The 14,858-nt window shown below is 56.8% G+C and carries 8 protein-coding genes; 3 read left to right on the forward strand and 5 right to left on the reverse strand.

Annotated features, from left to right (window positions below; all coding sequences use genetic code 11):
* Window positions 1-48 precede the first annotated feature (48 nt).
* The 3 genes from ACVWNW_RS00910 (at window position 49) to ACVWNW_RS00920 (ending at window position 5,482) form a co-directional block, all read left to right on the forward strand.
* Window positions 49-1,032 (forward strand): ribokinase, encoded by a 984-nt coding sequence (locus ACVWNW_RS00910; protein ID WP_198208439.1) that lies wholly within the window; start codon window positions 49-51, stop codon window positions 1,030-1,032.
* A gap of 718 nt (window positions 1,033-1,750) precedes the next feature.
* Window positions 1,751-4,474, forward strand: a complete 2,724-nt coding sequence (locus tag ACVWNW_RS00915) for a sensor histidine kinase (protein WP_454482499.1) — start codon at window positions 1,751-1,753, stop codon at window positions 4,472-4,474.
* Between the two features lie 318 nt (window positions 4,475-4,792).
* A complete protein-coding gene (locus tag ACVWNW_RS00920; protein WP_046323043.1) occupies window positions 4,793-5,482 on the forward strand; it encodes a response regulator in 690 nt (229 codons plus the stop codon).
* An 18-nt stretch (window positions 5,483-5,500) separates the two neighbouring features.
* Here ACVWNW_RS00920 and ACVWNW_RS00925 read toward each other — a convergent pair whose 3' ends face one another.
* The 5 genes from ACVWNW_RS00925 to ACVWNW_RS00945 form a co-directional block, all read right to left on the reverse strand.
* Window positions 5,501-8,176: an ABC transporter permease gene (locus ACVWNW_RS00925; protein WP_454482502.1), complete on the reverse strand. Its 2,676-nt coding sequence runs from the start codon at window positions 8,174-8,176 to the stop codon at window positions 5,501-5,503.
* A 10-nt stretch (window positions 8,177-8,186) separates the two neighbouring features.
* Complete coding sequence (locus ACVWNW_RS00930; RefSeq protein WP_232339346.1) at window positions 8,187-9,071, reverse strand: ABC transporter ATP-binding protein; 885 nt, start codon at window positions 9,069-9,071, stop codon at window positions 8,187-8,189.
* Window positions 9,072-9,516: 445 nt separating this feature from the next.
* On the reverse strand, window positions 9,517-12,168 hold the full coding sequence (locus ACVWNW_RS00935) for an ABC transporter permease (protein ID WP_461196297.1): 2,652 nt from the start codon (window positions 12,166-12,168) through the stop codon (window positions 9,517-9,519).
* Between the two features lie 53 nt (window positions 12,169-12,221).
* On the reverse strand, window positions 12,222-13,112 hold the full coding sequence (locus ACVWNW_RS00940; RefSeq protein ID WP_232339347.1) for an ABC transporter ATP-binding protein: 891 nt from the start codon (window positions 13,110-13,112) through the stop codon (window positions 12,222-12,224).
* Window positions 13,113-13,306: 194 nt separating this feature from the next.
* Entirely contained in the window at window positions 13,307-14,626 is a 1,320-nt protein-coding gene (locus tag ACVWNW_RS00945) for an O-acetylhomoserine aminocarboxypropyltransferase/cysteine synthase family protein (RefSeq protein WP_261252453.1), read from the reverse strand.
* Between the last annotated feature and the right edge of the window lie 232 nt (window positions 14,627-14,858).

Raw genomic sequence — 14,858 nt, forward strand, 5'->3', positions numbered from 1 at the left:
CACAGCGTGATCATCAAAGCGGACAAGCTCATCAAGGAACGGAGAAACATGATTCAAGATATGGCGGCGGCATCCGACCAGGTGCTCAAGGGACTGGATACCATCACAGGATCCATCTCGGTGGTCGGGTCCATGAATGCGGACTACACCGTCAACACCGACAGGCTGCCCAAGCCCGGCGAGACCATCAACGGGGGTCCCCTGCAGGTGCTTCCCGGGGGCAAGTCAGCCAACCAGGCGGCGACCGCTGCCCGCATCGGCGCCCAGGTCAGGCTCTTCGGGGCCGTAGGATCCGACTCCAACGCCGACTTTCTGCTGGGGCAGCTGGGCAACGCCGGGGTGGACGTCTCCCATGTGATGACCGTGCCAGGAGCCAGCGGAACCACAGTCATCACCGTGGATGCGCGCGGTGAGAACACCATCGTCTACTCCCCCGGCTCCAACGGCAAGGTGGATGTGGACTACGCCCACCGCTCCCGCCAGGCCCTTACCTCGGCCAAGGTGCTGGGCTTGTGCCTGGAGAGCCCCATCGAGACGGTCACCGAGGCCGCGCGGATGGGCCACGAGGCCGGCATGACCGTGCTGCTCAACGACTCCCCATTCCGCGCCGACCTGCCCGCCGACCTGATCGCCAACTCGGACCTAATCCTGGTCAACGAGCATGAGATGGCCCAGCTTCTGGGCATTGACGAACCCGAGGACGGCGACTGGCTGGGGGCCGACTGGGACCGGATCAACCAGACCATGCAGGACTTCGGCTTCCACCGGGCGATTGTCACCCTGGGCGGCGAAGGATCCATGGTGCTGGACCATGGCCAGACCTACCGGATTCACGCCGTGCATGTGGACGCTGTGGACACCACTGGCTGCGGGGACGCCTTCATGGGCACCGTGCTAGCTGGCCTTGCCTCCAACATGACCCTGGTGCAGGCCGCCCAGCTGGCCTCCTACGTCTCCGCCTACGCTGCCACCGGGCAGGGGGCGCAGGCCTCCTACGGCACGGCCGAGCAGATTAGGCTGCGTTTCTCCTGAGTCTGAACGTTCGGGGCCGGAGCTATCAAGGTCGAGTCATCGGAATCCTGACCACCGGGGTCTTGTAACCAGGGTCCGCTGGTCAGGGTCCAACGATTAGACAGGTAGAGCGCTGCTGACTCCCTCCCCTGCGTTGTCAGGCCGATGAACCGTTGCGAATTGCACGACGGTTCGTCGGCCTGACTGGTATCTGTGCAATAGAGGCTGGATGGATGAATATGGGATGCATACTTGTTGCCAGTTAAGTGCAAATGTGGAATTTAGACTCATTGCCAACTGAGAGCAAGTCCGAAATTCGCTTTTGTTGCCAACTGAATTCAAGCACGGAATCTGTTATTAGCGCCAGTTAAATGCATCTAAGGATCGGACGGGCATTGGAGAGTACGCGTGTGTCTTGGCCGTATAAGCTATGCAGAGAATCATTCGATGCGAGAATGCGTGAGCAGCACCACGGCAAGGAGCGGCAACAAGTCTGTCCAAGTGTCAGACAGCTGATCACCAATCGTCATATGCAAGGCCGCCATCTTTTGACTCACCACTAAGCGCCCGTTCCCGATTACAACTACTCCGGCTCATCCGCCTTGCGACAGCCTGGGACCGCGTTTGACCTCATCATCCCTCGGACTGATGGCACCTCCCGCTGTCCCCGAATATTGTTGATTCCATGAACACAGTCAGTCAAACAGCGCAGCGACCAATCACCAGGTCCAATAATCGAATGCTACTGACTGACGCCCTCTTCGCCATCCTTTTGTTTCTGCTGGTGAGCGGCTCCAGCGCCAATCTACGAGATGGGGCCCTGATCCCCTTGCAGGAAAATCTAATCCTGATGTGGACAGTCCTGCTCATAGCCCCTGTCGTTATCCGTCGCCGATTCCCGAACGTAGCAGCCGGGCTCTTCGTCGCTGTGGCTCTGGCTCAGCTCCTGTTGGGGCCTGCCATCATGCTCTCCGATGCAGTCTGCCTGGTGATGGTCTATTCCTGTCTGCTCTACGGACGTCCATCTTGGCGTCGACTCTATCTGACCGTGGCCTGGGTCATGACGCCCCTATCCTGCCTTATCTTCACATTGGTCGATTTGGGATTTCTGCCTCCGGGCAAGACGTGGCCGGACCACATCTCAATGTTGCCGACCTCATTCAAAGATCTGGCAATCACCTTCCTATCGAATTTTCTGATCGAGGGGCTTCTGCTGCTCATTGCAATCGTTGCAGCCTACTGGACGCGAACCAGACGGGATGCCATTGATGAGGCCCGGCGACGCAACCACGCCTTGGCCCTGCAGACAGAGCAAAGCGCGGCACTGTCTGCCAGCGCTGAGCGGGCCCGCATAGCGCGTGACATGCACGATGTCGTCGCACACACTCTGTCTATCGTCATCGTGCAGGCAGATGCCGGCAGATACGCAGCCTCTACCGATGCGGACCTTGCTCTCAAGACTATGCGCACCATTGATCAAGAGAGCCGTCGCGCCCTACGTGAGCTGAGCTCGCTCTTCGGCAAACTCAAGGCTCCAACCAACCCGGCACCCGAAACCAGCCAAAAAACAGCGGATTCTCTTCCAGGTCAACCCTCTTCTTCCCAACCACCAACGAACCCAGCCCATATCCAGCCGCCTCACCAATCTCAAGCAACTGCCCAAACGAATTCCGCTAGTCAATCCGGGAACGCTCATAATCTGAATCCAGCCGGAACAGATTGCACTCAGCCGAGCCAAGCCAGCGGCCATCTTCACACAATCAAAGAGAATCCAGCTGCCAACACTGCTAAGACCAACGTTGATACGCCCGACAATGCGCGTATCTGGCCTTCGGTTGCCACCTCTTCAAACAATCCGCCGACCAGCTACGGATCATGGTCAGAACTGATAGATGCCGCCCGACTTGCTCAGCCAGAATCCCAATTCAGCCGACGCATTGAAGGCCGACCCTGCCCAGAAAAGCTGGATCGCAGCCGCACCATAACTGCTTACCGGGTGCTGCAAGAAGCATTGACCAATGTTCGCAAGCATGCCGCTCCGGCTTCGGCTGTGCTAGTTGAAGAACAGTGGCTCACGGACGGTTTGTGTCTAACCATTGACGACCGCCCATTTGACCATGCCTCTACCAATTCAGATTCTCCGCCGCAGATGGAGCGACCTGCGCATTCAGGTTTCGGTCTTTTAGGGATGCGCGAACGACTGACTTCTCTTGGAGGCGACCTTCAAACAGGTTCCGAACCAGAAGGCGGTTACCACCTCCAAGCGTGGATTCCTTTTGCCGCTCCGCCAAAATCCGACTCTGAAGCGGGGATACGTGCAAATCGACAAGCTCAATGGTCCCTGCGCGCGATTGTCTCCACACTCTTCGTCTGGTTTCAACGCCATCCATTGACGACCGACCTGGGTTTGGTAATCGGACTCGTATTGATAGAGAATCCAGGTCAAGCTCTTGCTATAGCACCTGTCACGCGACAATATGATCCGGGCCGACCAGTAAGAATCATCGCCACGCTAGGTATTGCTTTGCCTCTGATTGTGCGCAGGGTCCGTCCCGGCATTTGCGCCGCCATAGTATCTGCAGTTGCCGCCCTGCTGCTGCTCTTCTCGCCCTGGCTGCCAGAAGCTGCAGTCTTATCCCCAGTCGCCGTCTATTCAGCAATGGTTTACGGTAAATACACCACCCGGCGGTGGGTTCCGTTGGCGGTCATCGCGGATACGGTTTTATGGGCTGTCAGATGTGTAGCCAATAACCAAGGGTGTCCAACCATTCTGGCCTACATGATAGAAGGCCCGGCAGAATCATCTTTCTCTGAATCCCATGTAACACTTTTCATAGTGATGGCCGCACCGGCCCTGATCTGTCTGCTGACCATTCTGATTGCCTCACGCCGACGTACTCGTGGTTCGGTCCTGCTCCTCCAGCAGGAACGCGAGCGCGCGCTAAACCAGACCCTGCAGGAAAGCCAGGCTCTGGCAGCCAATCAAGAGCGCGAACTCATTGGCTCTACCATGCAGGTAGAAGTGGCCGCAACCCTGAATACAGTCATTGCATCCACTACCAAAGCCATCTCCGAGTTGAACCATTATCAGGTCAAAGGGGTGAACCCTCCCCCAGAGCAGGTAGCGCAAGCCTTCGGCGACATTGCTTCTCAAGGACGCCAGGCCCTGGCTCGCATGCGACAACTGCTGACCGTCCTGCGTCACAGTTCCAGCACCGGTCTGCGCTCAAACACCGACACCGCCGATTCCCCAAACAAGAGCCTCAACTCAGACAGGAACCATATGGGCGAGCCCACCCGTAAAAACCCACATATACCGGCTCTTCACCCAGCCAAACCCCTGCCAGTAGATCTTGATGATCAGCTTGACAACTATTCGGAACAATCGCAACAGGATAAGGAACCAGAGCATGCCCAATCGGACCAACAGGACCACCCAGACTCCAGGCGTGAGCGTTCTTGATGATAAGCACCTCCTATGGATGGCAAACAGGAAAATGACCGTGTCAGGTAATCAGCACAATCGGAAAATTGAGCACTCCATAAATCACGCACCCGAAGTTTAGCCACTCCGGGAATCGATTGCCGACGAGCATAACTTCACCAGTTGAAAGTCTCTCCGACGACAGTCGCTTAGCCAACAATTACTCAATCAACAATCAATAAGACAGCGATTACACTGGCTCCAAATTAAATCCAGTTGTAATTCCAAGCAACACTCAACTCAGATAAAATTGGATGGTGGCGCTGGCCACCATTTAGCGGAAAGAAGCAGGCAGTCATGGAACGGACCGAACCCATCAGCGTTGCCATCGTGGATGACCAGGATCTGGTCCGGGCTGGCTTTGCCATGGTCATCGGCTCCCAGGATGACATGACCGTTGTCGGCCAAGGCGCGGACGGCGAGCAAGCAGTGGATCTGGCCTCACGCCTGCGGCCCGATGTGATCCTCATGGATGTCCGTATGCCCGGCATGGATGGTTTGACAGCCACCCGCCGTATCACTGCTTTGTCACCTGACCGCCCCGAGCCCAGGGTCATTGTGCTAACCACCTTCGATCTTGACGAATACGTCATGGCGGCTATAAAAGCCGGCGCATCAGGATTTCTGCTCAAGGATACCGAGCCTGAAACCCTCCTGACCTCCATCCGTACAGTTCACCAGGGCAATGCGATCATCGCTCCTTCGGCTACAAAACGCCTGATCGAACATATGGCCCATGACATGCCTGCGACCGGGTCCATGCCATCGGGATCGATCTATCGCGATCCCGAGGCGGACCTGCTCACTGATCGTGAGCTGCAGGTCCTGGTTCACATAGCCCAGGGCCTGAGCAACCAGGAGATCGCCGACAATCTGGGAATTTCACTGCCCACAGTGAAAACTCATGTCACTCACATTCTTCAGAAGATCAATGCCCGCGACCGCGTCCAGGCGGTGGTCTTCGCTTACGAAAACCATCTGGTATGAACCGGCCGTCGGGCGGTATCAATCGTCACTGAGCGCCTCAATGGGAGAAACCTTGACTGCCTCCCTGGCTGGCAGCACACTGGCTACCACCGCAGCCAGCAAGGCCACTGGCAGTATCAGCGCAAAAGCCGACCATGGTACGGTAAAGATCACGGACCCTAAGGACACAAAGACCTGATAAGCTCCTATCCACCCGAATAGCGTTCCTAGAACGATTCCAGCCAGACTGGCTCCTAGGGCAATCATGCAGGCCTCGACTCCCAAGGATCGGCGAACTTGGACACTGCTCATGCCGATTGCCCTGAGTGTGGCAGTCTCACGACGGCGCTCCAGCACCGACATCATCAAAGTATTGGAGACCCCTATCAGGGCGATAATGACGGCAACCCCCAGCAATGCCACCATGATTGCCAACAAGGAATCGATTCTTTCACCCCATATCCTCTTCTGTGTCAGCCCTCCGCTCATAGCCATGTCGTCATGCTCTCCAACAGCCTGACGTATGTCATCCAACAGCAGTGCAGCATCGCGATCTCCCTGCGTCCTGATCCAGATTTCATGCGTCTTGGTGTCAATCCCGGCAACATTTTGAGAGTCCGTGATTGCATAGACGCCACTGGTATCCAGCCCGCCGAATCCGGCAAAGACCCCAGTCAATGTTCTTCTTGCTTCTGCCTCTTTTCCACGTTCATCGTCCGCCTGAGGATCAGCTATCAACAACTTCAACTGACTTCCATCCCGGTAACCGGAATGCTTGGAAATCGTTCTGGTCGACACCAACAACGCATCAGACCTTTGCATACCTGGACCCAGATCGCCATGAAGCACACGCCTAATCCGTGGAGTATCCAAGGCATAGACAGTCATGGAATCTTTTGAGGGGCCACCTGACTCGACCTCGGCATTGAACCGCTGCACCAGCTCTGCATCAGCAACACCTTGGATACGCTGAATGGCCCACACATTATTCTTGTTCAGCCCCTGACCGGATATTTCAATATCCAAGGAATAACGCTGATCAATATCCTTGGCCAAGGTCCGTTTAGTGGTTACCGCACCTGTAGCCAGAGTGGAAACCAAAGTTACGCCGATCAGCAGAGCAACACCTGTGGCAGCGACTCGTGAGGGATTTCGAGCGATATTCGCCACTCCGACCCTGCAAGATGGTCCAATCCGGGACACAGGTCCACCCAGGCAACGCAGAAGAGCCGGAATCCATCGACGCGCACCCATCAGGGCACCCAGGAAAATCAGCAAAACACCCAATACCGCAAGACCTAGCAATAATTCCTGCTGATTACTGGTCTGGACTGTATCGCCAGAGTTTGTCCTGACCAGCTCTGTGACGCGCCAAGAGGACCAGATCACGAATACCAAGCCGCTGACTGCCAGCAGGATGCTGATCCACAAACCGGTCCGCTTCCTGCTGCCTTGTTCCTGATGATCCACTGGTTGCAGAGCTTCAAGCGGTCTGACCCTGATAGCCGTACGAGTAGACCCAAAGGCAGCCACCAAGGTTGCCAGAACACCGAGCACAAACGGAACCAGAAGGGCTGTAGGTGTAAGCAGAAGTTCAAGCTTCATGGTGCCCGAATGCAAACCAAGGCAACCGGCAAGGCCCATCAATCCCATAGCCAACAAGATGCCGACCAGGGAAGATATAACGCCAAGGAACAGGGCCTGCTGCAACACGCCTGCCCTGATTTGCCATCGATCAGCACCAATAACCCTCAGCAGGGCCAGATACCTGCGCTGTCTGGCCACCATGATCTGGAAGGTGTTGGCAATCACCAAGGCAGCCACCACCATGGCCAGCACACCGAAAGTCATGAGGAAAACAGTCATGATGTTCACACCATTGCCGGTCTGCTCACTGAGGAGTCTGTCCTCCATGGCACGACGGTCCTCCAGCTGGTATCCGTCGGGAATGTATCGACTGATATTTTGCAGAGTGTTCTGGAGTTCCTTGCCCTGGCCATCAACCTGCAGATAGATGTTTCCTACAGGAAGGGACTCCGGCCCAACCATTCCCGCCATACTCAGCAGGCGTTCAATCCGAGAACCCGTCAGCACCACAGCTCCGCCGAAATCGTCGTACTTTCCCCCATGGCTCTTGCTGATGCCTGAGATGGTCAAGTCCACAGTGCCTCGGTCGACAAGGCGTTCTTTACTTGAAGAATCCTGAGCACTATCACTATCACTACCTGGAAGCATCAGCGGGGACAGATGGAGGCGCACCTTATCGCCCAGACCAGCCTGGAGCCTGTTGGCGACGGAATGCGGCAGCACAACCTGATCGTCTGAATCAGGCCATTGCCCCCGAGCCAGATCGACAGGCATAAGCTCCTGCCTGGCACTCACAATGGCCAGAATTCCCTTGCTGGACTGACCGTTTGCTTCCGTATCCACCATAAGGTCGACATCAGGGCGCAAACCACTAACACCGCGCAGTTTCGACAGCCCCTTGCCATCGAATTCGTCGAGCAGGATCGGCTTGTCCAGATCCCTTCTGGATGTCACAGCATAGTTGGCTTGACCCGCATCCATGCTGATTTCGCGACGCATGGAGGCATTCGCCACGTTGCCAAAAAGGAGCGTCAAGCACATAAAGAGGGTGCCGATCACGATGGCCAGACCAGCCGGCATCATCATACGTGCATCGCGCTTCATCATCGTACGAGTTATCCGCCACACAATGCACCCCTTAGTCCTGGAACTGGGAATCGCCAGCAGTGCCGGCCGAGACTTGTTCAGCCAGAAGATCGTTCATGGCTTTCACTGTCGGATCTTTTCGGTCCGAAACAATCCGTCCGTCGGCAAAGACAAGCGCACGATCTGCGTAGGATGCGGCATAGGCATCATGAGTGACCATGATAACGGTCTGATTCAGCTCGCGCACGGAATCACGCAGGAACTTCAGAACACCAGTGCTGGAGGCCAGGTCCAAGTTGCCCGTCGGTTCGTCCGCAAAGACCAGACCGGGTTTGGTTATCAGCGCTCTGGCGATGGCGACCCGTTGCTGCTGCCCCCCGGATAATTCACCGGGAAGATGGTCCAGCCTCTCCGACAAACCGAGGGTCTCTACCAGTTGCTCCATCCACGAGCTGTCAGGCCGAACGCCGTCCAGTACCAGCGGCATGAGGATATTCTGTTTGGCAGTGAACATAGGCAACAGGTTGAAGCTCTGGAAGATGAATCCCAGATGTCTCCGCCTGATCAGAGTCAGCTGACGGTCGTCCAGTCGTGTCAGGTCAACTCGGCCGGCCTGATCAATCGATGGATGGTGACGATCTCCGCTCTTCGAATGCAGAAGATCAGCGGCCATATAGACATGGCCAGAGGTGACAGTATCCAGACCAGCCAGAACGTGCATAAGTGTTGATTTGCCCGAACCTGAAGGGCCCATGATGGCAGTGAACCGGCCTTGCTCAAAATTCACGTCAATTCCGCGCAGGGCATGGACGACGTTCGAACCTTGCCCATAATCCTTGGTCAGCTGTCTGGCACTGACGGCAGGCGGTCCCGCGACACCCGAGACTGCTCTGTCGATTAATCCTTGTGAAGACGAAGTATCCGCTTTGTTCTGCATGGTGCTCCTTTATCCGCGAGGAAGCCTTTCTCCCGTCAGCTTCCGACCGTATCCGGCTATCGGCTGCAGCGATATGCTCCCTAGGAGCGATGAAGATAATCATCCTTACGGATGAGTGCACTGAAGAACTCTTCCTGTTAGGCTGGCACCATTCAAATCAACGCGGGCGACGGGGGATGGACTCTGCGGAGATGAAGCAAATCATGTTCAGTACAAAAGACATGAGCCTAAAGACATGGATCCATCAGACCAGAGGATTGAGACAATTGCCTCGATCCCCTTAATCGACTACGAGAATAACGAGGTCCCCGCGATCAAGCCGGCGCGCTTCCAAGCAGCCTCAAGGAAAACATCATCTGGCAGAATAAATCATTCATTCCCGACGCCAACCAAGGTGCGCCTTGGTGAAAGTTGGCTGGCTCTGATGCGATCTGACTGCTGGTCGTCATTCCTCTGCTAGAGCCACGACCGGTGGAGTCCGGTTGACGCGCCTTGCAGGCAGGACGCTTGCCAGAATCGCCGCTACGAGCGCTACCAGCAGAATCACCAGGCCAATGGACCAAGGAATCGGGAAAGCCACCGTCCCCAGAGAGGAGAAGATCTCATAGGCTGCAGCCCAGCCGAAGAGCAGGCCCAGGACCATGCCTGACAAGGACGACCCCAGGGCTATCAGCCCCGATTCCACAGCCAGGGAACGTCTGATCTGCTTGCGGGTCATCCCGATGGCCCGTAGGGTGGCAGACTCCCGCCGACGTTCCAACACCGACAGGGAAAGCGTGTTGGCTACGCCGATCAGGGCGATGGCCACTGCAACCGCAAGCAGGCCCAGGATAATCATGAGCAGGCTGTCGATGGTCCGATCCCACTGCTGCTTTTCAGCCAACCCACCCTTCACGGAAACAGCCGAATATCCAGAAAGCGCACTCTTCACCTTGTCCATAAACGTCGAGACTGTTGGCGAGCCATCAACCTTGGCCCAGATCTGCACGGTCTGAGGCTGAACGCCATTTAGCAAGGATGAGTCGGTCATGCCATATAAATTGCTGGCATCAATCCCCTGGTAGGGCGCATAGATGCTAGTTACGAAGAGTCTTTGAGCCACCGACGTGGATCCGCCATGAGCGTCGCCTTGAATCGGGCTGAGAATATTGAGCCCTAGATTCCCGCCGTCGTGAAAATCCTTCTGTCTGTCCATGAGGCTTTCTGGAAGCAGCAGGGCATCCGGTCCGGAAAGATCCTTGCCGACCCTGGAGTTCAGAAGACGATCGATCTTATGCGCATCCAGGGCGAAAATAGTCATTCCCGCCCCGTTCTCGCCGCCTGATTTGACCATGGCTGCATACTGGGGCACCAGCTCGGCCTGTGCAACCCCGTCGATCCGTCGAATGTCGTTCAAAGCCTTGGCATCCAGACCATCAGCGCTGATCTGCAAATCGACTGAGTAGTGCTCATCCAGCATGTCGGCCATAGTCTGCTTGGCGCTAGCGGCGCCTGTGACCAGCGTGGCGACCAGTGTCACGCCGATCAGGAGGGCGGTACCTGTTGCCGCCACACGGGAATGATTCCGCGCGATGTTAGCCACGGCGATTGTGGACGAGGGCCCAACCCGCGAAACCAGGGATCCGATTCCCTTGAGCATGAAAGGAATCCAACGATTGGCACTGAGCAAAATGCCCAGGAAGGCAAGGATAATGCCGATGACAGCTATGACAGCAACAATATTCGGCCCGTCTCCAGATGCCTTGCCGGCCTTGTCTTCCGTGACATTGAGCCTGACCTGCCAGAGAGACCAGACGGTCATGGTGATGCCCGACAGAATCATGACAACGCTGAAAAACAGACGTATCCTGCTCGTCTGTTTGTTCTCCAGAAGATCAGCAGGCCTCAGCGCCTCCAAAGGACTGACTCTGGTGGCGGCCCATGAGGAGTTGAGGGAGGCCAAGATCGTAACGACGATGCCGAAAACGAGAGGCACCAGGATAACCGCCGGAGTCAGCTTCAATTGGAAGTAGAGGGAATTCGTATGAGCCTTAACTGCACCCAGAATAGCCATGATGCCAATGGCGGCGCCGACCCCGATCAAGGATGCCACAGCGCCCAGGATGATGGAACGAATCAGGACGCTGGCCCCGACCTGGCTCTTATTGGCGCCGATCGTCCTCAGGAGGGCCAGGTAGCGACGTTGCCGAGCAACCATGACCTGGAAGGTGTTGGCGATGACGGTGGCAGCCACGAACATGGCCAGTGTGCCAAAGACCAAAAGGAAGGTGGTCACGGGGTTTTGGGAACCACCGAGCGCGGTCTTGACCAGTCTGTCCTCCATGGTGTGACGGTCTTCAAGGGAATAGCCGGAAGGCATGAGCCTGCGCAGAGAAGCCAGACTCCCATCAAGGTCGCTTCCCTGCCCGCCAACATTCAGGTAAACGTTCTGGGCATACAGGTTACCCATTTCACCAAGACCTGCTGTGGCCATAAAAGCATCTATGGTCTTGGGGGTCAGCACGATTGCGCCGCCCGACTCGCCAAACTCGCCGCCCTCGTTGCCCTGGTTCGAACTGACGCCCGACAAGGTCAGGGGCTTCGATATAAATCTGCCCGCAACCTGGTCAGCGCTGGCCTGCCCTTTCGGCCCAAGGTCCTCGGAAATATACAGCATATTAGGCGACAGATTCAGACTCACCTTGTCACCCAGGGAGAGCTTGAGTCTGGAAACAGTCGGCCCGGGTAAGACCACTTGGTCATCAGCGCTGGGCCAGGATCCCTTGGACAAACCGACCGGCATCAGCGATGAATCCGCCATAGGAATGGCAATCACGCTCTCGCTTTTGATCTTGCCGGCGCGAACATCCACCATGAGCTGCGTGTCTGATCTGACTCCGTGAACGCCTGGGACTTTTGCCAGCTCCTCGGTTTTGAAGTCCTTCACCCTCTTCTGATCGGGATGGCTCCCTTCCGCTGGGATGATGGCGTAGTTGGCCTGCGCAGCATCGGATGAGACCATCCGCCTCATGGAAACGTCCATGGTATTTCCGAAGAGGAAGGTCATGGCAATAAACACTGTTCCGACGACAATGGCAATGCCCGCGGGAATCATCATGCCCAGGTCATGCCGCATCATTTTTCTGGCAACGAACAACATAAACATTACCCTCAGCGATGAGCAGCCGAGTCAGCTGTAGCCGCAGAGGCCATGACCTCCTCGGAGAGCAGTGCGTTCATAGAATCCACAGTGGGGCTGTCCTGGTCTGCCACGATTCGCCCATCCGCAAAGACCAAAGCGCGGTCGGCAAAGGAGGCCGCAAAAACATCATGTGTGACCATGATGATGGTCTGTCCCAGCTCGCGGACCGAGTCCCTCAGGAAGCTGAGGACCTCCGTCGAGGAGGCTGTGTCCAAGTTTCCGGTGGGTTCGTCCGCAAAGACAATGGAAGGTTTGGTAATGAGGGCCCTGGCGATGGCCACACGTTGCTGCTGACCGCCCGAAAGCTCGCTGGGCCGGTGGCTCAGCCTCTCCTCCAAGCCCAGGGTCTTGGCCAGAACCTCCAGCCAGGCTGTGTCTGGCTTGGCCCCATCCAGGATCAGAGGCATGAGGATGTTCTGCTTGGCCGTAAACATGGGCAGGAGGTTGAAGCTTTGGAAAATAAAGCCCAGGCTCTGGCGCCTCAAGAGAGTCAGCTGATTGTCGTTGAGCTTGGTCAGGTCGACCACTCCCCTCCGCCCTCCATGGCGGCTGGCTCGACTGCCCTTCACCCCGGCAGCATCGGTCCCGTTCAGGTAGACATGTCCGGAGGTAACGGTGTCCAAGCCGGCCAAGGTATGCATGAGAGTGGACTTGCCCGACCCGGAGGGACCCATGATGACTGTGAACCTGCCCCGTTCGAATTCGACATCAACACCCCGTAGGGCATGGACCAGGTTCTCCCCACTCCCATAGTCCTTGGTCAGTCCCTTGGCCTTGATGGCCACCTGGGCGATCTGCCTCGGTTTCCCCGCACCGGACGACAAATCAGAAGACGTCCTCGTCTTTGCTCCATGTTTCATGCTTCCATTTTACCCACCACAATATTTCAGCCTGACCAGTCAGATGCTGTCCGCCACTGGAGAGGGGAAGAGGGAAACATATACAAAAGTGCCCATCGAAACGTAATGAGGTTTCGACAGGCACTTTGTGCTTCTTCCTCTTCTCGGTCATATATCACGCGGATACGGCACCAAGAAGGAAGTGTGATTGTCGGCTACTTGGCCAGACCGGACTCCTTCAATGCCCGGAAGGCACCCTTGAGGTCATCCAGAATGTCCTCGATGTTCTCCGTGCCGATGGAGAGCCTGATGGTACCGGGATGGATTGCCTGATCCTCCAGCTCCTCCGGTGTCTCCTGGGAGTGGGTGGTCGATGCTGGATGGATGGCCAGCGACTTCACATCAGCCACGTTGGCCAGAAGTGAGAAGAGATGCAGGTTGTTGATGAAAACCCTGGCCGCATCCTTGCCGCCCTTCAGATCGAAGGTGAAGATGGAGCCGGCGCCGTTCGGGAAGTAGCGCTTGTAGAGCTCGTGGTCGGGGCGCCCCTCGATGGCCGGGTGGCTGACCGACTCCACCTCCGGCACGGTCTGCAGGTAGTCCACTACCTTCAGGGCGTTCTCAACGTGGCGCTCAACCCTCAGCGACAGCGTCTCGGTCCCTTGCAGGAGGAGGAAGGCTGCGAAGGGCGAGATGACGGCGCCAGTGTCGCGCAGGAGGATGGCACGAATGCGGGTGACGAAGGCCGCAGCACCCAGATCCTGGTAGAAGCGCAGACCGTGGTAGCTGGGGTCAGGCTCAGTCAGGGTGGGGAACTTGCCGGGCACTGCCGCCCAGTCGAACTTGCCGCCTTCCACGACTACCCCGCCCAAGGTGGTGCCATGGCCACCGATGAACTTGGTGGCCGATTCCACGACGATGTCAGCGCCGTGCTCCAGCGGACGGAACAGGTAAGGAGTGGCGAAGGTATTGTCTACAATCACCGGCAGGTTGTGGTCATGGGCGATCTTGGAGATGGCCTCGAAGTCGGGCAGGTCGGCGTTGGGGTTGCCGAAGGTCTCAAAGAAGACCAGCTTGGTGTTCTCCTGGATGGCCGACTCGAAGTTGGATGGGTCCGAAGGATCCACGAAGGTGGTCTCGACACCATCGCGGGGCAAAGTGTGCTTGAGGAGGTTGAAGGTTCCGCCGTAGATGTTCTTGGAGGACACGATATGGTCTCCGGTCTGGGTGATGTTCCGGAATGCATACTCCACTGCGGCTGCCCCTGATGCCACGGCTAAGCCGGCAGTGCCGTTCTCCAAGGCGGCGATCCTGTCCTCGAAAACCCCCTGGGTGGAGTTGGTCAGACGGCCGTAGATGTTGCCCGGATCCTTCAGCGCGAACCGAGCTTCGGCGTGGTCGAAGTCGTGGAAGACGTAGCTGGTGGTGGCGTAGATGGGCACGGCCCGGGAATCAGTGGCGGGGTCGGCCTGCTCCTGGCCCACGTGGAGCTGAAGCGTCTCGAAATGGTACTTGTGCGGGTTCTGGTCGGTCATGTCGATTCCTATCTGTTGGTGACGTGCGTCCTCTTGTAAGTTCTTGAATGTGACCATAAGCGGCCCAAGCCCACCTGTTCAAGCCAAAAAGGACTTTTCGGTATCGTCCTTTTTTATAACAGCTTCCAAAAGGTTGAAAGCGGGCCTTTTTGTCTCGACATTGCACACTCGGCAGTGCCCGTTTAACCCCTCCGCTGTAGAGTCGAGTAAGCAACGGAGAAAGCTTCGATGC

It is taken from the genome of Bifidobacterium sp. JNUCC 75, from assembly GCF_054819865.1.